The following is a 23,720-nucleotide window of genomic DNA, read 5'->3' as shown; positions in this document are numbered from 1 at the left end:
CCTTATGTAATAAAACGAACATCAGACCACCCTCACTTTATATCTTACTGCAACGTAGGCAGGAGTTGTTTCGTTTCCGGCTCGCGGCGTTCCATTAGACCCATCGGATGTAGGATTACCAATAGCAACCGAGCCGCTACCAACCTGAGACGTACCGGGACCACCCCAAGCATCCGGATGTATAAGATCTGCAGAAACGCCGCTTACCGAATGCCTATGGCCCTGCATCTGATCCTGTCCTTCTGTCCCGACAATACCCGCATCGTAATTTCCACCAACCGCCTTTGCTCGGCTTCCATGCACGCCGGCGCCTCGAGCAAAAATCCCTCTTCGATCCGGAAGATTGTATGTTGTCGAACCGTCTCCGAAGCCATATTCAACATTCGTGATCATATCTCCGGTTTGAGAAGAAGTCAAATCGATGATCGAACTCGTAGGAGTTGCAGAAATCTGAAAGTCATTCGCGGTAGGGTTACGAACATAATATTTCGTAAGCGCAGTAACTCCACCTCCCGTAAAGGAAAACTTCACAAGTTGACCTTCGATACATCCATGATTTGTCGAATTGATCCGATCTGTGGCAGGAACGATTCCGGTGATTACGCGATGAACGGAATCCCACAACGTCACAAAGGAAGTTCTTAAAATTGCCTGAGCGTTCGCGTCCTTAAAGTTCGAAGCGGGCGCAAGATTTAAGCTATCTTCAATGATGCTTCCGATCGGGATCAGAAAATTCATTAAATTCGAGTCGGTTGTATCGATTCGATCTTTTAAATACTGGAAATTCTCGTATTGACGATCAAACTCGTCGTCAATCAGATCTCCGTCGGCGGGAGTATTTTTACTCCAGGTTCTTGTTTTTACAGGATTAAACACTGCCATCTTCGCTCCTCACTTCCTGTTCCAATATGATAAACTTCTCATATACTTTAAACGGCTGATCTACAAATTTTTTTAGCCTGTCCCGGACCGGTTTTAAATCCTCGTCTCGAGTAAATTCCGAATCCAATCCTGACCCGCTTTTTTTATAGCCTTTTCGATCGCAGTATTCCAAAAGGCTCTGGTGCGTTTTGAATAAAGCGATCGGAAGCAATTCAATTCTGAATTTTCCGGTTCCCGCAAACTCTACGTTCGTTTCTCTCGCGAGTATTTGAATCACTGAAATTCCTCCTTTATTATAAAATCATAAACTATCAGATGATCTTTTTCCTTGGAAGGGAAGGTTTTCAGATAGAGAAGATTCCCATCCTCGTCAAAAAGACCGATTTCGTTGATATTACACCCGATCGCTTCTCCTTGTTTTAATGTCGATTGGAAGAAACGGTTTCCCTCGCTATCGTAACGGATATCGATCAGCTTTCGATACGCTTCATTTTGCAATCCAAGGTCACCGATCTGCGGAGCTCTCGGAACTCCGTTCGTTAGTCCTCCGGTTCCGAATGCGATTTCATAAGGACGAATTCGAACTTTTTCTCCTGACAAAAGGGTAAAACCGTTCATCGACCAACTCCCATCCAAGAGCGGAGTTCGGAGTGAAACTCCATAAAGCCTTCCGGCCAACGTGGACATTTCGAATCGATATCGAATGATCGCCTTAACCCCGCCTGCGCGAATCTGAGCCATCGCCTTATTAAACTCGGGCGCCACCACGACCGAATCCACCAAACCGGAAAAAACCACTTCGATCGTTGCGGGACGTTTCGTACTTCCGGAAAGAGGATATTCTCCGTTCAAGGTGAGCAACGCATCCAAAAGCATGGGCTCCCCTCCGTAACAGAGTTCCTTTATTTCATATAACGTTCCCATACCGGCGAGAATCTGAGATCCGATTTCGTTCATCGAATGAATGTCGCCTTTCGATTTCCGTTTCTGTCTTGCGATGGAAAGAAAAATCTTATATTTAAAATCATCCATCCCGTCTCTCGGTTGTTTCAGATTCTTCCCTATCAAATCCAAGACGGCTCCGCTCTGTGTTCGAAAATCCGCAACACTTTGAATCGAGTCCAAAACGGAGCGTACTTCGTTTAACAATTCAAGATCGACTTCCCATTTTTTTCCGATCTGCGAATCGGGTGTCCTCGTAAAAAGCGAAAGCGGATATTTTTGTAATACGGAATCCAAATCGGTGGAATTCATACGAAGTTCACCTGAATGTTTGCGGTAATCAGTTTGGCTCTTTGGCGACTGTTGATTGATAATTCGTCCAAGTTTGCAGGCGAAGAAGAACCCACCTTTACAGTCATCGCCTTAATTCCTAAAACTTTAACGGACTCGTATTCGCTAAGTCCGCTTTGAGCCGCGATCAACTTCCATGCGAACACATCCGCACCCGTACCGTCCCCTTTATAGGATGTGGAAACGGAACCGATCGTATCCACGCCTCCGATCACTTTGATACAATTCGTTTTTACGATGGTTTCAGAACCGGATACCCATTGCGCTAAGTCTCGTGCTATATCGATCTTAACAAAAAGAGTAACATCTGCGGGACGATTGAAATAGTACGTTCTCGGAACTCCCTTGCTATCGATCACAGTTCCGTTTTGCGATCCGTAGGATTCGATACCGCCCGGCCAATTTCGCAAACAAGTCTCCGCGATCTCCTGCGGAGTGCCTCCTTCGATCACGGCTTCCATAGAATGAGGAGGTCTTCCGTCTACGTCCACGAAATCGGTGTTGTTCTCGTAGACGACTGCGGCTAAAACCGAATCGATTTGGTTCAAAACGCTTTGTACGTTTGCTGCAGAAGAACCGCCGTTGACTCCGTCGTTCATAAAACGATTCAGATATTCGATATCCGTCTCGATCGATCTTCCTCCGGTTGCCGGTTCCGGATTCGTAACAGAATCGACTCCCGCAATCGCCGTTGAAATCGTATTGATCGTGTTAGGCGGAACATTCGCGGTGATTCCGTATTCCAAATTCAAAGCCTGCGCGTTGAGCGTCACAAAACCTCCGGCGATCGTTCCGGATTGAATCGTAATGAATTGCAATCCGTTTCCCGTTTGGCAGATCGTTCCGATGTCCACAAAGGAGCCGTTCACCCCGGAAAAATTTAATGCGACAATGGAACGTTTTGCCGGTTGTCTTTCTCCTCCCAAAGGATTCAACACTCGATCCAAAGAGACTCCGGTCGCTGTATGGGCGAAATTCGAATAAAAGACGGATTCCGCAAGTTGATGAATCGCGTCGAGTTCGTCCGCGAGAATTCTCATTCGAATTCCGTCTTCGCTCAGAATCGAAAGATCGATGTCCTGCCCCAACGCGGTTCTGTATTTTTCTTCCAAATCCGAAAGAATTTCGTCCTTTGACTTTCGAATAAAACCTTGTTCCGTTACTCCGGCCATTATATCTCCTCCGTTACGTTCCCATAAATGGTATTTGCAGAAAATCGAATATAGATCCCCCTGCTTTTTCCTTCGGTTTCGACGACCTCGATGTTTTCCAAAGATACGGTTTCCGCATCTTTAAGAATGATTCTTCTGATTTCAAACAGAACTCGGTCCTTCGAAACCTTCGCCGAAAAGATAGTAAACCAATCGATTCCGCTTAATGTATCATACGCGGATTCTCCCAAAGACAGAAGAATCGCGTGTTTGATCCTTTGTGAATAATAATCCAATCCGTCCAAAACGATCGGACGTCCTTGTTCTCGAACAACGTCCCCGTTCTCTATCTTTAAACCTTTCATCCTATCTTCACCTTTTGAGAAAGAATTTGATCAACCTCCGCCTTACGCGCGTTTAACGACGATACAACCGAAGGGGACAAAGCGGCAGGAGAACCCGGAACGGTATTTGCGGTAAACGAAGACGCATTGTTGATAAAAACGTCCAGGATCGTACGCATCAGATCGGCTAACGTTTCCCCTAAAACCGCCGATTCGGAAAGATCGACGGAGCCGCCTCTGATCTTAATCCGATCCTCGTCAAGTTGAATGAGAGAGTTTCCTTGTTTATTTCCGATGAGCAAACCGGATTCGCCAGCAGTTGTCGCAGGACTCTCGGCTTCTCCTTTGTATCCTGAGACGACGCACGCGCTTTGCAGATCGAATAAGGAATCCGAAACCACGGAACTCACTCCTCGAACAGCGTCGCCGATATCGTGCGTAGAAAAGGAAACCCAAACTTTATCTCCCCGTTTGTAATCGGGTTTGATGAAAAAATCCCCGGCCCACAATGTTCCAACGCGGACATTGGAAAGAATCGGAAACGCCTTTTCTTCTCCGCTTCCGTCCTTTTGTTTAAAAGGAAGTTTTACGTTAGCCGTCATTTGACTCGCATTAAACGAATCGATGATTCCAGGCAATCCGACTTGAGCCCGCGAAAGCGATTTCTGCATCGCCGCGAGAATGACTTCGTCCAAATTCATAACGGCATCACCTCCAGTTCGGAATAATTCTCCGTCTGAAACGTGGAAAAAACGTGTTTTCCTTTTTCGATCCTGCAGTCGCCGTTCAACCCGCCTCCTTTCACCGAGACGATTACGTTCTTCTTGAACTGATGCCGAAACAGACTTTTGATCTTCCAGGTTTTTTGACCTTTTTCCGGAACACCGATCAAGCCGGAAGATTCGTCCAAAAAGATCCGACTCGACTTCTTATCCGGACTCAAAGAATCGATGTATAAAAAACCGTCCTGAAACCAGTATTGAGACTTTGTCAGTTTACAAAATTTCTGAATGCAATCGCCTAACGAAACATTGGCGCTGAAGTTCACGATTTTATTTTCCCCTAAAGTGATTCTCCCCGGCTTAAGATTCCCTTGCTTTACTATATCAAGGATCACGGTCATCGCCGGAAGATTACTGTAGGTTTTCATAATATACGAACTCACCCAAGAGGCGGCGTTCGCGCTGATTTTGAACTCCAAAATTTTGTTCGTTTCTTCTTGTTTGAATTGCGGACGAATCACTTCTCCGTTTGCGACGACTCCATATTCGTCCTTATATCCCGCGCTTAAGGACGCGCCGGGATATTGAAAACCGCTTCCCTTCGATTTCGCTCCAACCAGATTCATCGTATCTTCGTTCACATTATAGATCCTTACCGTCGTTAAATTCATAGGACCGATCTCCGTTTCGAACTCGATGTCAAAAGGCGGATACGTGAATTCCTTCCCTACTCCGTTTCGCGGAAGAATTTCCAGGGAAACAACGCGGCCGAACAATTTCGGATTTCCGATCATACTTCGCCCTCCAGATAAATTTGCACTCTGCCGCCGAACGTTTTCGCATTCACGGGGATATCCGTATACTCGTCCCGATACAAATCGTCCAGATCCAAAGGTTTCAAAAGAATCGAAAGCGGAAAGTCGTCGACCACGACGTGATTCAACGGAACGCCGTAAACGAGTATCGAGGAAAATAATTCTTTGCCGTCCTGATTCCGCACAAGAACGGTAAAAAAGTCTCCGTTCTCGTTATATGCGAATTCGAAATCGTATTCTTTCGATCCGATCTCGTACGTATTGGAGATCGGAAAGGTTTCGCTTTCAATCGGTAAATATTTGAATATTGTCATATACTAAACTACCTTACTTTTTGGGAGCTCCCTTTTTTTCCACCTTCGTCGGATTCTTTCTGCCGCCCGAAGGAACCTTTTTGATTTCCCTTGTTTTCGCTTCCGCGACCAGAATGGGAACGATCGAAAGAGAAACCGTAACGTCCTTTCCCGTTTCCTTAACTTCTGAAAAAGACACGTCTCCTAAAAGAAGATTCGGGATTTCATCGATCGATCTTCCCAAATAACGTCGATCCGGATCGTCCGGTTCTACGAAACGGAAGGAAGCAGGCAGCATGGAAAGAATTCGATTTATGATTCCTCCCGTTTCGTATCCGAGCATCGTAAGAAACGTTCCTTCCGTCTGCCAACGGATCAGAGTTTCCAATTTTCGATCGACGGTTATATTCGATAAAGTGAATGCGTTTACGGAAGAGGATAATATTGCGCGCAATGAAATCCCTCTTTTTCCCGGGATCACATGATCCGTTATGGAAGCTTTTCCTTTTTCCCTTTCGACCGGATGCCCCGTGATTTCCGCAGGATACGTATATTGAATATCCATCGACACATTCATTTCCACCTCTGTGTCGCCGTCCGTGAACGCAATGGTGTCTCTTCCCGTTACGATTCCCATTATCCTACCTCCGGAGAAAGTCCCGATGCGAGACCGATCTTCAACGCGATCTTATCCAATTCCTTTTCCAAATACGATGCGAACACGGCCGCGTCTTCTTTTCTGGTTGCGGAACCTAACACTACATTGGCGATATTTACCGAAATACCTCCGCCTTTGTTCGGCTTAGAACCTCCCAAAATACCCAAGTCCTTTACGGCTACCAGGTTGTCGTCCGGATGAAACTTTACGACCTTTCCCTGTTTGGTGATAATCGCGTCCTCGACGGTTTCCACCTTATCGGTTTTTACCGAAGCGACTCCGAAGATTTTCAAGAGGTCGCCGGGAATCATTCCCTTTAAAGCCTCTTTGATCTTGGGACCGAGGTTTTTGAAAAACTTCACGATCGTATCCGGCAATCCTTGAAACCAAAGCGCCAAATCGTTAAACATTTTCTTAATATTGTTAAAAGGGCCAAGAAACCCGCCGATTACCGACTTGCCTCCGTTCATCCATTTGAAAAGATCGCGGATTACAAGAATCAAACCGGCGACGACGATTCCGACAGCGGCTCCGATCGCGATATAAGGAATCCAAGGTGCGATTGCAATCCATCCCGCCGAAGCCATTGCGAACAATGCGGGTACCATCCCGCTCAACGTAATTCCCGAAGTGACGATCATCTTAACGGCAATGGCTCCTAATACCCCGGCAAGAATACTTCCGAAAACGATCACTTTTTCCTTTAGTTCTTCGATTCCTTCCGCGTTTTCCGTATAATAATCGTATAAATCCGAAAAGTAGTTCATTGCAGGATTGAGGGCATCCAACATTAGAGTTCCGAATTTGCTTTTTAAATCTTCGATTCGATTGCTGAATCGGTCTACCACCGCCGAAGTGGTTTTTACGTGCGCTCCATAAGCATCTTGTAATTTACTATTTTCATTGAGCGCGCCGGTGATCAACTTCTCCCTCGCGAGACGTTTGTCGATCGCGGACATCCCCGATTCGTTGATTCGTTTAAATTCTTCCGAATAACTTGAAAATAAATCGCCGTTATTCCGCAGAAACTCGTCGCTTCCTTCTTCGATCGCCTCGTATGCTTGTTGCATGGACGAAGACAATTCGCTTCCGCTGAGTCTGGACGCTTTTTGTAATCCGGAAAGATTGCGAGTGATAAAATCCACGGAAGCGCCCGCTTTGATCGCTTCATTTGCGGCCGAGTTCAGTTGCTGTTGTGTTGCAAGTCCTTTCGAGGTTTGAATGGTCTTGTCGATCGAAGCCTGCAGTTTTCCGAATCCTTCTCCGCCCGAGAGGCTTTTCAAAATCTCTCTCTGCTTTTCCAATGCGATTCCCGCTTCCCAAGCCGGAGCGATCACGCTTTTAAAAGCGGTCATTCCGATTTGAGCGAGATTTTTTAAGGCGCCGGAAAGAAGTGCGGAAGTTCTGGCCGCTGCATTCAATTGAAAGTCCAGCTTAGCGATGTCTCTTTGTGTAAATCCCGCAGCCTTTGCCACGTCGAAGAATTGTTTTTCCAAAGCGGCGTTTCCCTTCGCCTTCGAATACAAACTCGTCAAACTGGATTCACTCGTTTTCAGACGGTCCGCAAGCTGCGATAAAGGTGTGGAGAACTTTCCGATTGAATCGGCGATCGATCCGCCGAATTCCCGCATTGCCGTAGCTCCCGCTTTTGAAAACAATTGGAATGAATCCGAAAAATCCAGAAGACGTCCGCGCAAATCGTCGAGTTCCTTTTGGATTTCCGACATAGAATCGTCCGCGTCTATTTTAATCGTAATATTTATCTCTCGAGCCGCCATACTTCCTTCTCTTATCTATGTTATCTTCAAAATCCGTTCGATTCAATGACCGGAGCCTTGAATCAGCTTGGCTAAAAATTTCAGTTCTTCCGCCTTTTCTTCCGCTTCTCTTCTTTTCCGTCGATCCACCACTTCCATCATCTTCATGTAAAGAACGGTGGACGCATTCTCGAGTTCCTTACTCGTAAAATGCGCCGCACCGAGGATGAAGGGTTGCCAGAAGAAGAGTTCTCGATCCACTTCTTCGTCGATCCACTTCATCCATTCTTCGACGGAAGGCGCTTCCCCTAAATTCGGGAATCGGTTATTCCAACTCCCACTTAAGAAATCGATTCGCTACGTGCAGCCATACCTCCACATGATTCGGTTCGATTACGTCTAACGTAGGTTCGAAGCCGTGGTCGATAGGCTTTACGCAAAACTTAAAGAACTTGTCCATCAGTTTATCCTGATTGAGTCCTTCGGTCAGAGAGATCGATTCCTGTCTCCAACGCAGAGCTTTTCGATTTCCCGGATGCTGAAGCTTGTATCTTCTTCCGTCCACGAAATGAATCTGCGCGACCTTTGCGTCGTCGTCGATCGTCTCTAAAATCGGCTCGGACGGAACGGAATTCTCCGCGTCTTGGGAAGAATGTTTTGCAAACTTCTTCTCCGTTTTCGTCAGTTCCTGGTTCGCGTTATCCGTCATCATGCGGTCAACACTCCTTTATAATCGGGAAGAAGAAAGACCCAAGCGCGATCCTTGTATTCTTTTCCCTTTTCGATGTTGGGTCTTTCCCAAACTCTTCCTTGTGCTGAAAAGCCGAGCATCCCCCCGTCGCTTTTATCCTTGATCGTGAACACACACGGAAGCCGACCTTCACCAAGAGTATAGAAGTATTCGTTCTCGGGAGAATCGCCCATAAGGGTCAGAGTCAACTTTACTCTTCCGTCATATACTTCGGAGATGTTCCAATCTCCTTTGATGCCGACTTGTGAAAGGATGTATTCCTTTGTAACGGGTTCGATTTTAAAGAACCCGTCCGCTTGACTTAAGCCGCTTACGTCTCTGCCGTTGCAGCTAACGTTTAATTTTTTTGGATCCCAAATACCGCTCATTTCCAATGCTCCTTAGGTTAATTCCCCGTCGATATCGACTTCGTTGATCGCTCCTCTCAAGCGACAAGAGAATGTGATGTTCGGAAGAATCCGATTATTTCTGTCGTTCGTCGGAATCTCGTCGATCGATGCGGGAAGATTAATCTTGTATTGATAGTCTCCGAGATCGGAACGGGTTTTATCCGCTTCGGTTTCGACGGAAGCGATGATTCCCTGAACGCCCGCCTGGACGAATACTTCGCGCATTTTCGATTCGATCATCTGAATCCCCTGCATCGTATAAGGAACGACGTCCGAATTGAGAAAGAGGGCCGTGATGTTTTCTTTCAAACGCGCCTTCAGCCAGGAACGATTCTCCACAACATCGGCGTAAACTTTTGCCGTGGAAATTCCCGGATAAGGAACCTGCTTTCCGCCGAAATCAACGATCAAATTGCCGTTGTCCGCAAATACGGAGTTCATCTGAGAATTCGTGTAACCCGAGTTCTCGACGCCGTCGAGCGGCAGATAAGCGTAGTTATACGAGCCGACTCTGCGAGGAGCGGAGTTGCCGACCCAAGCGGCTTCCGGGAAAGAATCCGGATTCTTATGAAGAGTCAGATATTCCCAGATGGAATTTCTTCCCGTAAGCGCGGTAAGATCGCTCGTGCAGGCAAAGAACATCTTTTCGATGGATGCAAGATAGTCGCCTAACGCGTGTATTTCGCCCTTATCGTGAGTGGTCGCCGTAGTTTTGAACCAAGCGTCCTTTCCGCTGTCGCGCAATGCCGCGATCTCCGTAGGGGCATTCGCCCAAGACGTAAGAAGGAACACCGCAACGGTTTTCGGTCTCGGAGTTTGTCTGAAAACCTTTGTAGCGTGAACGTATTCCTTATCGGAAGAGGTAAAACCCAATTCCAAAAGATCGTCCGCGCTCGTGATTTCCATGTATCGTTCGTAAGCGAGCGGAGCTTGCGCGAAGGCTGAAACGACTCCGCTGCCTGCATCCGCCGTTTCGATCACATCCACGATCTTTGTCGCTCCTGCAATATTGGAAACCGCTTCCGCTGCGAGTTTGATCTGATGCGCGGTCGAAGTCGCGACGCCGCCCGCATCCGTTGCAACGTTAACCGTAACAACATACGGATCGTTGACGGTTCCGGTTCCGGCGCGAACGACGCTTAGTGCCGTGTTGTTTCCGGCGACTACGTATTTCACTTGGATATAAACAACTCCCGGAGTTGCGGATTTCCAAATGAGACCGCTGGAATTACTTGAAACTTGTAAGAAATAGGTTGGAGCCTTGATTCCTAGAATCAAGGGTAACCCAAATCCCATTTGAGAAACCGGAGTATTTCTAAGAAATAGATTGATACTGATCGGCTCTATTTTAGAGACTGTTTGTGCGCTCATGCTTCCTCCTGATATTCAACCGTTGGTGCGCTTGCGGTCGATTCGCCTTGCTTTTCGCTGTACTTTCTTAATTTAAAAATGATGTCGAAGCTCGTTCTATACTCGTACGTCAAGCTCGCGGTTAAAACGGTTTGATCCTGAATCTTCGGAGAGATCAAAACCGGAATGATCGAAAACGATTCGCATTCGATCATTCCTTCTTTCGAATCGAACCAACTCATCGCCTTTTCCGAAAGCTCCCAACAACTCGTGATCGAAGAATCGTGCAGAAATTTAACGTTAAGCGAAATTGATTGAGTAATCCGCGAAGTTTCCTTATAATGCGCAGAATCGACCGATTCGATCCGTCTCGACGCGCTGCCGAAAGAATCCTGATTCAATTCTAAAATTTTATAAACTCCGTACGGATAAGAAGAAGGAAGAGAAGTTTGATCGGCGAGAATCATAGGGATCGGTGGATCGGGTTTTTTGATCTCCTCGATCATCTTGTCCATCGCCGATTGAATGGATTCAAAATTCATGATGCGGTGAGTTTACGACAAGAGTTCCGACAAATCTACGTCGCGATTGCACGTCATAGGACGGGATTTCCACCCGAAATGGAAAAATAAAGGGCGCACTTCAAGAAGCCGATTCGGTTAAGAAACGATTCCGGAGCGCGGCTTTTAAAAGACGAAAGAGATCAATGAAAGAAAAGAATGGAAAGCAAGAACAGGTTAGGACAACGGATTTCAATCCGGCGCAACCGAGCCTATCGAAAAAATCAGTCGCGGCGGCCCATCTCAAAAGTAAAATCAAGCGGTTTCTTAAAAGAATCGATTGGTCGGAACAAATGATGACTTCAAGTCTGCGATTTTCGAAATAGAGGACGTCGACAAAATGCGTTCTTTTCAGATGATTATTTTTAAAATCGAAAGAGGAATAAGAACGTTCTTTCTTCTTTCGAAGGCGGATTCTTTGGGTACATTTAAAACATTTCCCGAAACGGGGAAATACGTTGTAGCTCCTACAAAACCGTATGTTTCAATCTATTTGGATTTTCAAGGAAGGGATTGAAAAAGCAGGAGTTCCCACAGTTTTTGATTTTGGGACAAGTTCTTGCTGAATCGAATCCATTCTCGCAGAAATCTTAGTTCTATCGCATTTCGCGGTTAGGCAGCAGCTTACAATTTATCAAAACGTCTTTCGAACAAACAACATTGCAATCAATTCAACTCTTCGGTTTCTACGAAATGGCTCCGAAAGAATTCCTCCACTCCGGTTCTGGAATACAAAATGCTACCGTCCGTCAATCTCCAGAATTTACCGAGCAAACCCTCTCTTCTGTAATCCCCTACTCTTCGAATCGTACGTTTCAACAACGCGGCAACTTCTTTCGGAGTCATCGTATCGTTCGGATCTTTCGGAACCGCGGGATCCGCCCGAAATTCCTTCGACGTCGAACCCGATTTGAATTCGTTTTTGCCCGCATTGCGGAAAAGAGAACCTTCCTGTGCAAATCCAACAACCGCCTGCGTTTCGTTTCCGCGATACGCTCCCCGGTTCGAGTTTTTTCTTTTTTGAATCATGAGCCTAACGACAAAGCACATTCGTTTTTGTCAAGCCCGAGGGCATATTCAAAAGTTTGCATTCCTTTGCGCCGCGAAGGGAAGCATTTCGTGCGGTCCGAAACATTTTCCGATCTTGAAGCGTCTAAAAATTCTTCCGAAAGGATTTTTTGTCCGAGGGTGACGTTACGATAATAACACGGAAATACGATGAACAAGGGCAGTTCGATTCTTTTCAAAAAATGAGAATCGGACTAAGATACGAGTTGTCGATTCGAACCGTCTCGAAAAGCGAAATGCGATCGAGAGAAAAGCGGACAGACGGAACGTCCGGAACAAAGGAGAAATACAATGGCAAACATCATAAAAAGAGATCGCGTACGAATCCGTTTTCTCTGCGATCAAGTTGGAGAATTGAAATCAAAAGGTTTGAACGTCCGAACGGTTTTCGATCAGTGTTGGGATAAGATTCCGAACACTATGATTCAAAAACTCAACGCGGAAGAATTGCTCGTTTACATGCAAAGACATCTGCTTCCGACCGAAGTCGCATTATTATTGGCGACAAAAAACGAGGAACAGTATAAAAGCAAAACGGCGTAACGTTTCCTCGGATTAGAACAGGTTCATTTGATTTTTAATAGCGGAATTGCAAACGACGGAATTTTAGATAAAGCGTATTAAGCTACGAAGACTCTTTGGACAAAAAAAATCCCGAATCGGAAACCGACCCGGGATTTTAAACATTCAAATTTTTGAATGTTTTTTAGTCTTCTTGGTTTTGAAGCGAGAATCTTCCGATTTGAAGAACCGTGTAACGCGTTTCGGCCCCGGTCAGGTTCAATACGGCCGAATCTCCGACCTTCTTTCCAAGAAGCGACTTAGCAAGCGGAGATTGGTAACTGATGATATGTTTTTCCGTATCCGCATCCCAAGCGCCTAAGATGGAATAGGCGACCGACTCTCCCGTCGACTCGTTCTTGAGTTTCGCGGTAACTCCGATATTGATCTTGTCCGTTTTGACGTTGGTAAGATCCAGAATGATCGCGCTTTTGATTTCCGCTTCCAGACGTTTGATCGCCGCTTGCAGCTGAACTTGTTTTTCCATTGCGGCTTTGTATTCCGCGTTTTCCCGCAAGTCCCCTCTTTCCTGAGCCTCTCCGATATCCTTGGAGTTCTCCGGCATTTCTACGTTGAGAAGATGTTCGAATTCTTCCTTTTTGCGGTTGAGCGCCTTTCTCGTAACGAGAATCGCTCCTTCCGGAATGCGGTTGAGAATATCGTCGTCCTCTTCTTCATCGTCTTCGTCTTCGTCCCAAGCGATATCGGGCTTCAACTCGACGATCAAAGAATATAGACGTTCTTTTTCCAAATCCGTAAAATAAGGAACTTCTTTGTAAAGCGCGTAGAGTTTGCGGATGTATTCCGAATCTCCCGCGTTGATCGCCTCGCGAAGAACTTCGTCGTCGTTTCCGTGAAGAATTTCCTTACATGCGTTTTTGAGTTTGGTTCCTTTGTCCTCGATCTTAGCGAGAGGTTTGAATAAACGGAACACTTTCAGAATGAGTTCGAGACGTTCTTCCGGTTTGGAAGATACGAGCCATTCCCCTTCCCAAGTCTTGGTGAGAATGGATTTCGCGACCCAGATGAATACTTCGGGGGCCTCTTTCGCTCTCATACCCGCCGATTTGATAAACGCATTGAGAAGATCGAATTTTCCTTCTTCTTCCAAAATGGAGAATACGTATTTGTTCACTTTGATCGGAACCTCGAAAAGGATTCCGGTCAACACTTCTTCCGCGTTCGGTGCGTGCTTGCGCAACAAGTTCACGTATCCTTTTTTGATTTCCACGTTTCCGATCTTTGTGGAAATTTCGGTCAACGTCGATACGGGAAGAGATTTGATGAGTTCCGCGATTTTTTGCTCGGTAAGATGTCTCGGAATTTCCTCGTCTCCGAGTTCTTCCGACGCTGCTTGCAAATACAAGAACGCAACGATCTTGCGGACCGGATCCGCCGCTTCTTCCTCTTCGTAATAGAAATGGTTGAAGGCTTCGATCGCACCCTCCGCATCCTCTCGGTTGTCCAACGCTTCCATCGCGATATCGAGTTTTTTGTTCGAATCCGTCTGGTGCGTGAATTTTTCGGATAACTCTTCCGACAAAGAAATCGCTTTTTCGCGATATACGAGTTCGTCCTTTTTCTTCGGATCGAAACCGATGTTCGGTTCTTTTTTGATTACGTTCTTGGCTTTGTTCCACCACTTGGACCACTCGGCCAAAGGAAGAAATTTTCCGGAAACTTCGGACTTGATATCGGCGGTCAACATTCTGTTGTCGAAGGAGGTAAGAAGTTCCTTGAAGAAGTCCGGGATGTTGTTCTTGAAAAGATCCACGATCTCTTCTTTGTTTTCGTAGAACTTCACCCAGATATGATCTTTTTTCAGAGGTTTTAAGCTGGTGATCGCCATCTGGATCGAAAGTTTATGATCCTTTTTGTCCTTGAAGTCCACAAAAATGGAATCTCCGTTAGGCGAAATCGAAGTGATCTTTCCCACTCCCCAGTTTCTGTGAAGAACGTAGTTGTTCGTGTCGAACACGATGTTTCTTTCGAAGTTCGCGATACAAACCTTGATCGGCTTTCTGTTGTTTCCGATCTCGGACATCTTGAGAAAGTCTTCCAAAAGGGAATGATTCGCATACTTCGCTTTATACGCACGGATGAGTTCGTTTCTTGCTTTGTTGGAAGAAGCCTCGTGTTCGAGAATCTTCTTTAACAAGTAGATGACCTTCTCCCAATCTTCGAGTTGTTTGTAAGGTTCTACGATCGGATAGAGATAACCGACAAGTCTGGTTCTTTCTCTGTGACCCAACATGATTCTTTCGATTCTTTCAAAAAACTGAAGATCCTCGTGGTTGTTGGTGACGATGATCGGCCAGATTTCCTCAAGCTGAACATAGTCTTTCGTTTTTGCAAACGTCTCGATCGCTTGTTTGAGATAGGTGATCGCTCTTTCTTTATTTTCTTCTAATATGGAAAGCGCGTATTTTTTGAGGATCTCGGGATTTTTACGGTCGTGCTTAGCGAGTTTTTCCAGCACGACTTTGAGTTCTTTGTTCTTCTTTAATTTTTCAAGAGCCTCGGCCTTGTATTTAAGCGCGAGTCTTTGATCCCCGTATTTCAGGATCTGATCGGTAATGTGTTCGATGATCGCCCACTTCCCCGCTACTTTAAAAGATTCTAATAGGTTTTTTAATAAACCGGAGTCGCTGATCTCTCCTCTTTCGAGGGAAAGAATTCCGAGTAGATAACGAGCAGAGATGCTGTCTTCGTGTTCCCCAAGATACTCTTCTATTTTTTGTTTCGCTTCGTCTATTTTTCCGGCTGATTTGTAAAATTCGATGAGATCGTCAAAAATTTTAAATTTGGATGCAGGAATGGAGTTCGCATCGGTGCGAACATAGATTTCTTCGTTGAAAAGAGATGTCAGCTTATCCAGATCGCTGGCCGGTCTGGATTCCGTAGTTGCTGATATTTCGTTAGACATAGGATACTCCACCGATTGAGTCTCGGCTTGATAGAAAATTGGGACGTTTGGGGTTAAATTCCTCTCTGACAGCCCTGTATTTATCAATTATAGCCAAGTTGGCTTATCCGTAAACCAGAATTTAGAGAGAGGGGGATTTCCCGGCAAAGCCGTCGTTTCGGCCTTACCGAGCGCGGAAGAAACGGGATTTAGAACATCCCGTTGATCAAAGATTTTACTTGTTCGCTCCTGCTCCGCCGCCGCATTCTTTTTCGACTTTGGTCTTGAGCATCTTATCCAATTTGTGCTTCGTCTTGCAATCGTCGTCGTCGAAATCGATGGAAGCTCCGTCGAAGTGAACTTCGAACACGTCCGAAAGAACTCTAAGTTCGTCGAAGAAAACGTAAACCGTTTCACCGCTCGTATCGGGGCGGGAACGAATTTTAAACTGTTTGAAGACGATGGTCTTTACTTGCGGATATGAATTCACGTCCTGAGGAACTCCCTGAGGAATATGAACGGTGAGAGGTCTCCATCCGATAAAGTCGATCGATCCGAACTGAAGGATATGCGTGTCGCCTTTCCAGTCTTCGATCCAACCTTCGAGGTTGTATTCGTTTCCTCTTCCGCAAACCCAAACCGAGATCGCCTTGCTCACACCCGGAAATTCCACTCCGTAAATTTTCGAAACCTTTCTTTGGTTGTTGGAATCCAAATACGCTTTGGTGCGAAGAACTTCGTATTCCGGAACTCGAGGAGGACGAATCGTTACCGAGTTGTCTCCCGGATACGTGAATTGGAATTTTACCCCGAGAACTTTCGCAGTTCCCGCATCCACGTTCTTGATGTCTCCCGGTTTTCCGGAAATCAATTTCACTTCTCTCAGAGCTTGCGCGTTTTGCGCGGTCGCTTGATAAGCTTGCGGTTGTGCGTTTCCGCCTTGCGCTTGTTGCGTGTCCTTATCGGTGAAAACCTCCCAACCGTAAGGAGCGGAACCCGCGGGATTGTCCCAAGATTCAACCGTGATGGATCTGAGTTCCAATCCGCTTACGTCGATACCGGTTGCGGTGTCGATTCCGCGTTTTCCTTTGATGATGTTTTGTCCGTTAACCATTCCCAGGAGAATCGCTCCTCCGAGAATTGTTATCAGAGCCGCTGTAATTTTGAACGAGTTCATGAACCTTCTCATGTTTGCTTTCCTTTCTTTAGAAGATTACCAGTTATCTTTAATTTCCGATCCAGGATACTTCGCATCCGATTTATCGGCACGAACTTCCAAATCGTCCACATAAAAGTAGAATTGTCCGCCGACTTCGTGAACGTCGCTGGTTACGAAGAGGGAAACGAAGTGAAGATTCTTATCCAAAAGAGCGAATCTCGTACTTTGAGGAACGTAACCCGGAATCGTCGCGGTCAGTTTTCTCCAACCGAAATAATCCAATCTTCCCAAGCGGATATTATGAGTGTTGCCTCTGTAGTCCCTTAATTTAGCGAACAGAGTGTGACGGAATTTTCTTCCCAGCGCCCAGATGGACAACTGACGCGCTTTTCCTTTTACGACATACTCGTGGGGAGGAAACACTTCCACTCGATCGAATCCTCTGTTCGTGTAGTTGGTTTTTACACCGAGGATATGGTTCTTTTCGATCTGATCTCCTCCGTTATCCGGAACGGTGTTTTCGTCGAACACGTCTCTCATCAGACCTCTTTGAACCATTTTGAGAACCTTGGTTTCTCCGAGAGGGGTCGTGGATTTAGCTCTCCAGTCTTCGGCCTCTTCGAAATTCTCGAGAATGAGTTTCTCAAGAGGATCCGGGGTAGCTCCTGTTTGCTGATTTCCACCAGCCTGATTGTTTCCGGTCTGCTGGCTATAGACACCTGGTACAGCAAGAATGCAGAGCAGTCCGGCAAGTAAGATGATCTTCTTCCTCATGAGAATTTCTCCTGGTTACAAAATACAAAAATAAAAAATCGTTTTAGAGACGGGTCTCGTAATTCTATCATAGAATTTACGGATGGAGAAAAAATCTGATTCTACTACCCGTCTCTGTATAAATATCGGAAGAGAAAGGATCAAAATTAGCAAACGAAAAAGTTTTTTAGGAAAATGAAGATTTTTTTCTACCGAGCGGACCGAGGGGAAATTCAAGTGTTCCGACAAAAGCGCGGCCTTTTTACTTGTGCAAACTGAGATTTTCTGATAGAGGAAAACCTCCGGAGTTTTCCCGCCACCACACCCCACCACCCGAAACGCGGGCGGGGCCGCCGTTTCACGGAAAAATCGTCGTAGTTCCGACGGATTATCTGTAAATTAGATTCAGCTTTCTGAGCAAGAGGTTATGGATCGAAGAAAGCCGCTTGCTCCGTCGATTCCAGGCTACGCAAATCGCCCATCCGTATTAAAAACAACCAGCTCACTCTTCCTTCCCTTTCCCAAAGAATTTCCCCAAAAAGATACAAACGAACCAGGAGTAGTTCAGGAAGAACAAACCAGAAAGTCCGTACATCCCGGCTCGAACCAGTTTTTTTTCCGGGTCGGCGATCGGGCGGAAAATGATAGGATGCTCTGAAATCGGGAATTTATAAATCTTACCGGCGTCTTGAACGGAAAGTTTATAATAGGGATAGAGGGAATGATTCTTGAGATTCTCCCCCCAAAAAAAGACGGAACTACCCCAAGAACAGTTCGGAAGTTCCATCCGTTCGCAAGCGACCCAAACCTGAATCGGATCTCCTTCTTTCCAACTTGCTGCGACCAACGGCGCTACGTGAAAGTAAATGGTTTTGGCTCGTTTGGGTTCCGACTTCGCTCGGCTGATCGCCGATCGGGAAGAGACATAGTCGGTAAGAATTTTCACTCCTCGAAACACAAGAATTCGATCGTTTCCGAATTCTCCGCTTTGCGCTAAATCGACGTTCTTCCCCACCGGAATTCCGAGAAAGAATCCGATGCTGTGACTGATATAAAGCGCGGAAACTCCCGCGGACAAAAGGCTCAGGAAAAGCGCGACGTAGAGTAGATTCCCGAATTTCGTGCTGAGTCGGATGACCAAAAAAAGCAAGGGGAGAAATAGAAACAAAAGCAAGGCGGCCGTAACCAAAACCGAACCGTAGATTCCGAGCGGTATAAAAAGAAGAGCCATTCCGTCCACGAGACAAAACCCTATGAGCAGAAGCTGCCAGGGAGAATTTCGAGAAGGAGGTCCAGGCGGATAAGGACGATCTCCGGTTTTTACGAGCGCGATGATCATAGTTCACTCGACGACCAATTTCTGATTCAATTGTGACCAGATTTGTCGGATGCGATCAATCTGTTTTTCCGGACCCGCGACGGAAAACAAAAGCCCGCGATTTTCCCGTAAATAATATTTTTCCAAAATCACGATCGGAACTTTTCGTCCGTCTTTGTGAAAAAAGTCGAATCGGCTCGCGTACGAATCGTCCTCTTTTTTTCTGCGGAAGTTCATCTCACGGATGGTTCGAGGATTGATTCCCCGTTTGAGATCCCAAAGTTGAAAGTAATTTTTGGAAGTATAAATCGACGCGACCGGATGATAAGTCAAACCGATCGTGAGCGAGATTCGATCGGGTCTGTAATAGAGAAATTTTTCGGCTTGGGAGCGATAACTTTTTTCCCATTCGTCCGCTCCGAAATCGGCGGGAACGTCGATATAGAACCGACGCACCTTCCAAAGATGATCTCCTTCGGTTCCGCTTTCCGGCGATTCGAGTTCGGGAAAATAATGTTTCCACTCGTCCGTCGTTTCGAGGGAGAATCGAAACGGTTCACTTTCCAGTTTTAGAATATTCTTTTTTATGCAACCGTATGGATCGGTCAGATCGTCCGTTTCGAGGCGCTTGTGCGCCATATGTTTCAGCAAACGGCTCAGATCTTCGCCCGCTTTACGCGATTCTTCCGGCGCGAGTTTGCCGAATTGGAATCGATAACAAAGTCCGATTCCTTTGAGAAGCCGGATCGCCGAATACGGTTCTCCGTGATCCGCTAACGCCTTCGCTTCGCTTGTATGCACGTCGAGTTCGGACACATCCGGAAAAACTTCGCGATATTCCCGATCGATCAAAAACTCCACTCTTCCGTCTTTGTAGAATCGATAATTTCTACCGCGGGAATCGGTCTTCCAGACAAAGTGCGGGTCGGGTCGAAAGAGTTTCATGACTCGGTTGTAGAGAATGGCTTCCTTTTGTTCCTGATCCGCAAACCAAGAACCGCGAAGAAGAGGATCAACGGAAGTTTGCGGATTTGTCTGCGGTGGAGTCCCTTGTCCGGATAACGGAAGGAAAACGAAAGAGAGAATCAAAGCAATCAAATGAGGGAAAACGCTTCTTTTTTGAAAACCGAAACTGCGATGGATGATTCTGAACATGGGTGCCGCTTACAAAGGATATTTAGAAATAAGAACAGACGCAAGCTCAATTCTTTCCCCGAACCGATCCTACGATAAGGCTCCCGGCGGCAAGACGCCGGGCTTGCTCCAAACTATGTTTTAGAATTTCCTAATTTAGATTCGGGAATCGTTTTATAACCTACGATTTTTCAAACCTTCCGAAAACGATCGATCGCCTTGACTTACGGATTCGCCCGATGCTATTTACCCCAAGGCGACCAAAATGGAAATAAATAATAAACTTAAAATTATTAAACGGACATTCAAAAATGGAAATACGCTCCGCATCCTATTCATACTTTATGGTTTTTGCATATTCCTTTACAATTGCAGACCAACGTTCGATCTGAGCGCCTGCGATCCGGCCAGCGAAGTTTTCAGACAAAGTCTCGCGTTAAAACTCGCCTTCAACGACCCGAGCGGAGAAGTCTGCGGTTATCGTTACGGAAGAAAGATCAATCCCAATCTAAAGGTATTTCAACAAAATCCCGCAAGCGGATTGACCTCCGTTTCAAGAGGAACGGGCATCGAGCTGACATTTAGCGAAAAGATGAGTCCGGAAACGCTGACTTCTCAATCAACCGCGGGAACCTGTTCGGGTTCGGTCCAAGTCAGCTTCGACGACTTCGCATCCTGTATCGAAGGGAATCTGGATCTCGCTCAAAATCCGAAAATCACATTCAATCCTTCTAAAATTCTTCGATCGGGAACCCAATACAAACTCAGGGTAACAACGGATGCTTTGAACGAACAAGGCGAACGTATGGCGTCGAATTACACGAGCTCCGGCGGTTTCGGCACGAGCGGCGCTTGGGCCTTCGTTTCCAATTATCAGAATTCTCAGATTTGGCTGTTTACGATGGATCCGAATACCGGACTTTTGCAGACTCGAACGACGGTTTTCGTGAATACAACATCGGGAGTTTCCTCGATGGCGATTCATCCTTCCGGAAAATTCCTTTTTGCCACGATGGCTTCGGAGATCACAACCTACAGGATCGATACTTCTTCCGGAGATATCACGTTCGCCTCGACTTATCCCGTGCCTTCTCCTTCCAAAATCGTAGTCGAGCCCGCGGGAAAATTCGCGTTTGCCACCGGGGCGGCGGCGGATACGATCTACTATTTCAAAATCGATCCTGTAACGGGCGCGCTTTCTCCGAACATCGTTCCCGGATTGGGAGCCTCCACTTCACCGCAAGCGATTTGTTTGAATCCCGCGGGTAATAGTCTTTTTGTGTCCATGAACGGAGGAGGAGGTATTTTGTTTTTCGGTTTGGACTCAACCGGAATCCCGAGCGCCAGATCGAACACCCCTTATGCGGCGGGTTCCGTATTCCTCAAGACCGATCCTACCGGAGAACATTTGTATTCGGTTAACAATACCACAAACAACGTGGATCTCTTTACGATCGATTATACGAACGGACTTTTGCTCGCGGGAGGCGCTTACAACACGATGCTCACGCAACCCACAAGCATCGATTTCGATCCCGCCGGGAAATTCGCGTTTATCTCCAATTATGCGTCCGCGACTACCAACATCGTCATTCCCACGCGCAACTCTTCGGGAGTTTTAAACGTATGGGGATCGGCGATCACTTCGAGCATGGGAACACAGAACGTGATTTTGGATTCTTCCGGTAAATACGCTTTTTCCACCGAGTCGACGGGAAACGTCGTCAATCTGTATACCGTGGATACGATCAACGGAAGCGTATCGCCGAATATTCCCAATATCGTCGGCGCCGGTCCGGGAAATCCCGGACCATATGCGATCTTAATTTACTGAAGAATCGGGTTCTCTGTCGGAACGGCGTTTTTTATCTCAATAATCGTATTTTAAAAATGGCAAAATACTTTCTAAAAAAAATAATTTTTGATTCTCGTAATGGTCAATTAAACTTTCATCCGTATCGGCAAGAATGTCTTTTTCAGGACAATTAGATTCGGTCGCGATCTTTGCAATTTGCATTCTTAGCAGATCCCTTTTGAATTCGACATTAGCAATTTGTTTTTCATTTAACGTCATTAGGATAAAATACATCCTCAAAAGAACGGGAAATAAATCATAATTGCTCGTTTCAATAAGACCTGCGTATATTTTATCGTCACGCATTTCTTCGTCTTCAGCAATCACATTGGCTTTAACCACGTAAATACCTTCTTTAAGATATTCCAACGATTCGGAACTGATTTTATACGTTTTCAATTGTCCCACAACCAACTCTTGCTCAGAAGATCTTACAGCAATACTTCCGTTTAAAAGTATTTTTAATGTTCCCGGATCAAAATTCCGAGGCATTGTTATCTTATCAAAGAAGGAATAATGTTTATTAGTTAACTCATGCTCTTTGTTAACTTTAAGCTCACATTGTCTCGTATATCCGATTAAACCATTTGACAACTTAATTTTAAAAAAACCTAAGCCCGATATACCGCAAAAAAGACGGTTTTTTGTTGTCTTGAAAGATCCTTGAAAATTATGAATTTTTGCTTCCGCCCTGTTCAATTGTAGATTAAAATACGATCTATATCCGGATGTCTTAATATTCAGCAAATCGATATGCAGCAATTTATACTCCTCCAATAGCGCAAGGTCTTCTGAAAACAAATTGCTGCTAAAAAAGGCAAAGCAAAACACCAGAAATATCCGGAATCTCATTGATTTTAAAGTATTCTGAAATAACAAATCATCTCCACCAAAAAGCAGAATCGCCCGCATCTCCTAAGATACCGCACAAACGACCACGCCACGAATCTACAAAAAATAATTCGAATATTACAAAATTATAAAGATTGAACGTTCCAAAAACTAAATCATGGTTTACGAAATCCTACTTCATGCTCTTAAACCGTCTCAGCACTTCCGAAGAAAATTCGGAGATCACCTTTTCTTTACTTTCGGCGACGATCGAAGTTTCATCAATCCATCCGTAAGGTCGAACCGCGGAAGAAGAAGCTTCGGATTCTGTGGTCAGATATAAATATTCGTTTCGAACATCCCAAAGAGTCGCTTCGAGCGTGAAGGTGGATTCTCCCGAAGAACCGGGAACAAGCCAAATTCCAACGATGGTCGCGTAAAGAATACTAAGAAGATTCGGCTTTTGATTGTAACGGACGCCGGGTTTGATCACGAGAACGGCGTCGGCCCCGTAACGCGCGGCAAGAAGACGGATTTTTTTGATACCGTCCAACGTTCTTGTCCGGACAGGATAGTGATCCCGGAAACCCGGAACGTGCGTTTGTCGATCCATGTCGTAAACGGATTCCGAAATAAGAAACATCTGCGATACGATTTTATCGGCCTTTAAAGTTTCTTCGATCGTTAGGAACGCGGATTTATTCTTCGCATCGATTCGATAATTGTATCCTTCCGGATAAAGAATATAAACGCCCACGCGAAAGGGAAATCGGAGCTGCGGCTTTAAAGAAAGATAATGTTTGATTTCTTCGGAATCAATCACGATCTCTTTCGGGTCCACGGGAGGCAAAGGACCGCGGTCGTACCCGGTGCTGGCGCAACTTAAATAGAAATAAAGCAGGAAAATAATCGGAATCGCCTTTTTCATAAAACCTCTATCAGTAAAGTATAAAATTCTTATTGATTCAATTCGTCCGACAAACCGTTGGAGAAAAACTCTCGTTCGATCATTTTCAAGATGGTTTTGGGAACGGTAGCAGTTCCAACATCGTTTTCGATACAAACTACAGGGAGGAGTTCCCACAAGATTGAACGGAAATCCTTAGAAACAGCGCCTTCTAAACTCACAAACCCTCTCGAACTCATCCTTCATATCCGTCAAACTTTGAAC

24 protein-coding genes and 1 pseudogene are annotated in these 23,720 nt (G+C 45.7%); 2 read left to right on the top strand and 23 right to left on the bottom strand.

The window, feature by feature from the left end; genetic code table 11:
- Window positions 1–21: 21 nt before the first annotated feature.
- The 16 genes from LFX25_RS05840 to LFX25_RS05765 all read right to left on the bottom strand — a co-directional run bounded on the left by LFX25_RS05840 (window position 22) and on the right by LFX25_RS05765 (window position 11,994).
- Window positions 22–882, bottom strand: coding sequence for a hypothetical protein (locus LFX25_RS05840; RefSeq protein WP_238729394.1), 861 nt, complete (start codon window positions 880–882; stop codon window positions 22–24).
- Window positions 869–1,159, bottom strand: coding sequence for an LA_1064 family peroxide-responsive upregulated protein (locus LFX25_RS05835; protein ID WP_238729393.1), 291 nt, complete (start codon window positions 1,157–1,159; stop codon window positions 869–871). The genes LFX25_RS05840 and LFX25_RS05835 overlap by 14 nt, the downstream gene beginning before the upstream one ends.
- Window positions 1,156–2,136, bottom strand: a complete 981-nt coding sequence (locus LFX25_RS05830; protein WP_238729392.1) for a phage tail protein — start codon at window positions 2,134–2,136, stop codon at window positions 1,156–1,158. The genes LFX25_RS05835 and LFX25_RS05830 overlap by 4 nt, the downstream gene beginning before the upstream one ends.
- Complete coding sequence (locus LFX25_RS05825; RefSeq protein WP_238729391.1) at window positions 2,133–3,347, bottom strand: baseplate J/gp47 family protein; 1,215 nt, start codon at window positions 3,345–3,347, stop codon at window positions 2,133–2,135. Before LFX25_RS05825 ends, LFX25_RS05830 begins: the two co-directional genes overlap by 4 nt.
- Window positions 3,347–3,691: a DUF2634 domain-containing protein gene (locus tag LFX25_RS05820; RefSeq protein WP_238729390.1), complete on the bottom strand. Its 345-nt coding sequence runs from the start codon at window positions 3,689–3,691 to the stop codon at window positions 3,347–3,349. The genes LFX25_RS05825 and LFX25_RS05820 overlap by 1 nt, the downstream gene beginning before the upstream one ends.
- Window positions 3,688–4,371: a Gp138 family membrane-puncturing spike protein gene (locus LFX25_RS05815; RefSeq protein WP_238729389.1), complete on the bottom strand. Its 684-nt coding sequence runs from the start codon at window positions 4,369–4,371 to the stop codon at window positions 3,688–3,690. The genes LFX25_RS05820 and LFX25_RS05815 overlap by 4 nt, the downstream gene beginning before the upstream one ends.
- On the bottom strand, window positions 4,368–5,186 hold the full coding sequence (locus LFX25_RS05810) for a phage protein (RefSeq protein ID WP_238729388.1): 819 nt from the start codon (window positions 5,184–5,186) through the stop codon (window positions 4,368–4,370). The genes LFX25_RS05815 and LFX25_RS05810 overlap by 4 nt, the downstream gene beginning before the upstream one ends.
- A complete protein-coding gene (locus tag LFX25_RS05805) occupies window positions 5,183–5,521 on the bottom strand; it encodes a phage baseplate plug family protein (protein ID WP_238729387.1) in 339 nt (112 codons plus the stop codon). The genes LFX25_RS05810 and LFX25_RS05805 overlap by 4 nt, the downstream gene beginning before the upstream one ends.
- Window positions 5,522–5,534: 13 nt before the next feature.
- Window positions 5,535–6,137, bottom strand: coding sequence for a phage baseplate protein (locus LFX25_RS05800; RefSeq protein ID WP_238729386.1), 603 nt, complete (start codon window positions 6,135–6,137; stop codon window positions 5,535–5,537).
- On the bottom strand, window positions 6,137–7,936 hold the full coding sequence (locus tag LFX25_RS05795) for an LIC12611 family phage tail protein (RefSeq protein ID WP_238729385.1): 1,800 nt from the start codon (window positions 7,934–7,936) through the stop codon (window positions 6,137–6,139). Before LFX25_RS05795 ends, LFX25_RS05800 begins: the two co-directional genes overlap by 1 nt.
- Window positions 7,937–7,978: 42 nt before the next feature.
- Window positions 7,979–8,197 (bottom strand): hypothetical protein, encoded by a 219-nt coding sequence (locus LFX25_RS05790; protein ID WP_238729384.1) that lies wholly within the window; start codon window positions 8,195–8,197, stop codon window positions 7,979–7,981.
- Window positions 8,198–8,240: 43 nt separating this feature from the next.
- The gene (locus LFX25_RS05785; protein WP_319937434.1) at window positions 8,241–8,624 is read right to left on the bottom strand and encodes an LIC_12613 family protein; all 384 of its coding nucleotides are present in this window, start codon (window positions 8,622–8,624) and stop codon (window positions 8,241–8,243) included.
- Entirely contained in the window at window positions 8,624–9,034 is a 411-nt protein-coding gene (locus LFX25_RS05780) for a phage structural protein (RefSeq protein WP_135573756.1), read from the bottom strand. Before LFX25_RS05780 ends, LFX25_RS05785 begins: the two co-directional genes overlap by 1 nt.
- Window positions 9,035–9,046: 12 nt before the next feature.
- The gene (locus LFX25_RS05775) at window positions 9,047–10,426 is read right to left on the bottom strand and encodes a DUF3383 family protein (protein ID WP_238729383.1); all 1,380 of its coding nucleotides are present in this window, start codon (window positions 10,424–10,426) and stop codon (window positions 9,047–9,049) included.
- Window positions 10,423–10,947: a phage neck terminator protein gene (locus tag LFX25_RS05770; protein ID WP_238729382.1), complete on the bottom strand. Its 525-nt coding sequence runs from the start codon at window positions 10,945–10,947 to the stop codon at window positions 10,423–10,425. The genes LFX25_RS05775 and LFX25_RS05770 overlap by 4 nt, the downstream gene beginning before the upstream one ends.
- 684 nt (window positions 10,948–11,631) lie before the next feature.
- Entirely contained in the window at window positions 11,632–11,994 is a 363-nt protein-coding gene (locus LFX25_RS05765) for a helix-turn-helix domain-containing protein (protein ID WP_238729381.1), read from the bottom strand.
- 330 nt (window positions 11,995–12,324) lie between these two features.
- On the opposite strand from LFX25_RS05765, the gene LFX25_RS05760 reads away from it, so the two are divergent.
- Window positions 12,325–12,576 carry a hypothetical protein gene (locus LFX25_RS05760; RefSeq protein ID WP_238729380.1) on the top strand — a complete coding sequence of 84 codons (252 nt, stop codon included), beginning with the start codon at window positions 12,325–12,327 and terminating at the stop codon, window positions 12,574–12,576.
- Between the two features lie 163 nt (window positions 12,577–12,739).
- Here LFX25_RS05760 and greA read toward each other — a convergent pair whose 3' ends face one another.
- The 5 genes and pseudogenes from greA to LFX25_RS05735 all read right to left on the bottom strand — a co-directional run.
- Entirely contained in the window at window positions 12,740–15,520 is a 2,781-nt protein-coding gene (gene greA / locus LFX25_RS05755) for a transcription elongation factor GreA (RefSeq protein ID WP_238729379.1), read from the bottom strand.
- 214 nt (window positions 15,521–15,734) lie between these two features.
- Window positions 15,735–16,688 (bottom strand): flagellar filament outer layer protein FlaA1, encoded by a 954-nt coding sequence (flaA1, locus tag LFX25_RS05750; RefSeq protein WP_238729378.1) that lies wholly within the window; start codon window positions 16,686–16,688, stop codon window positions 15,735–15,737.
- A 24-nt stretch (window positions 16,689–16,712) separates the two neighbouring features.
- Window positions 16,713–17,432 carry a flagellar filament outer layer protein FlaA2 gene (gene flaA2, locus LFX25_RS05745; protein WP_010575492.1) on the bottom strand — a complete coding sequence of 240 codons (720 nt, stop codon included), beginning with the start codon at window positions 17,430–17,432 and terminating at the stop codon, window positions 16,713–16,715.
- 481 nt (window positions 17,433–17,913) lie between these two features.
- On the bottom strand, window positions 17,914–18,750 hold the full coding sequence (locus LFX25_RS05740; RefSeq protein ID WP_238729377.1) for a hypothetical protein: 837 nt from the start codon (window positions 18,748–18,750) through the stop codon (window positions 17,914–17,916).
- 3 nt (window positions 18,751–18,753) lie between these two features.
- A pseudogene (locus LFX25_RS05735) lies at window positions 18,754–19,752 on the bottom strand (LIC10775 family protein); the annotation flags it as partial.
- Between the two features lie 376 nt (window positions 19,753–20,128).
- Here LFX25_RS05735 and LFX25_RS05730 point away from each other — a divergent pair.
- The gene (locus tag LFX25_RS05730) at window positions 20,129–21,697 is read left to right on the top strand and encodes a beta-propeller fold lactonase family protein (RefSeq protein ID WP_238729375.1); all 1,569 of its coding nucleotides are present in this window, start codon (window positions 20,129–20,131) and stop codon (window positions 21,695–21,697) included.
- A gap of 36 nt (window positions 21,698–21,733) precedes the next feature.
- Here LFX25_RS05730 and LFX25_RS05725 read toward each other — a convergent pair whose 3' ends face one another.
- A complete protein-coding gene (locus tag LFX25_RS05725) occupies window positions 21,734–22,570 on the bottom strand; it encodes a hypothetical protein (RefSeq protein ID WP_319937432.1) in 837 nt (278 codons plus the stop codon).
- A gap of 172 nt (window positions 22,571–22,742) precedes the next feature.
- Complete coding sequence (locus LFX25_RS05720) at window positions 22,743–23,477, bottom strand: hypothetical protein (protein WP_238729373.1); 735 nt, start codon at window positions 23,475–23,477, stop codon at window positions 22,743–22,745.
- Window positions 23,478–23,720 lie beyond the last annotated feature (243 nt).

This window comes from Leptospira sanjuanensis (assembly GCF_022267325.1).
GTDB lineage: Bacteria > Spirochaetota > Leptospiria > Leptospirales > Leptospiraceae > Leptospira > Leptospira sanjuanensis.
This window is presented reverse-complemented; position numbering and strand designations above follow the sequence as displayed.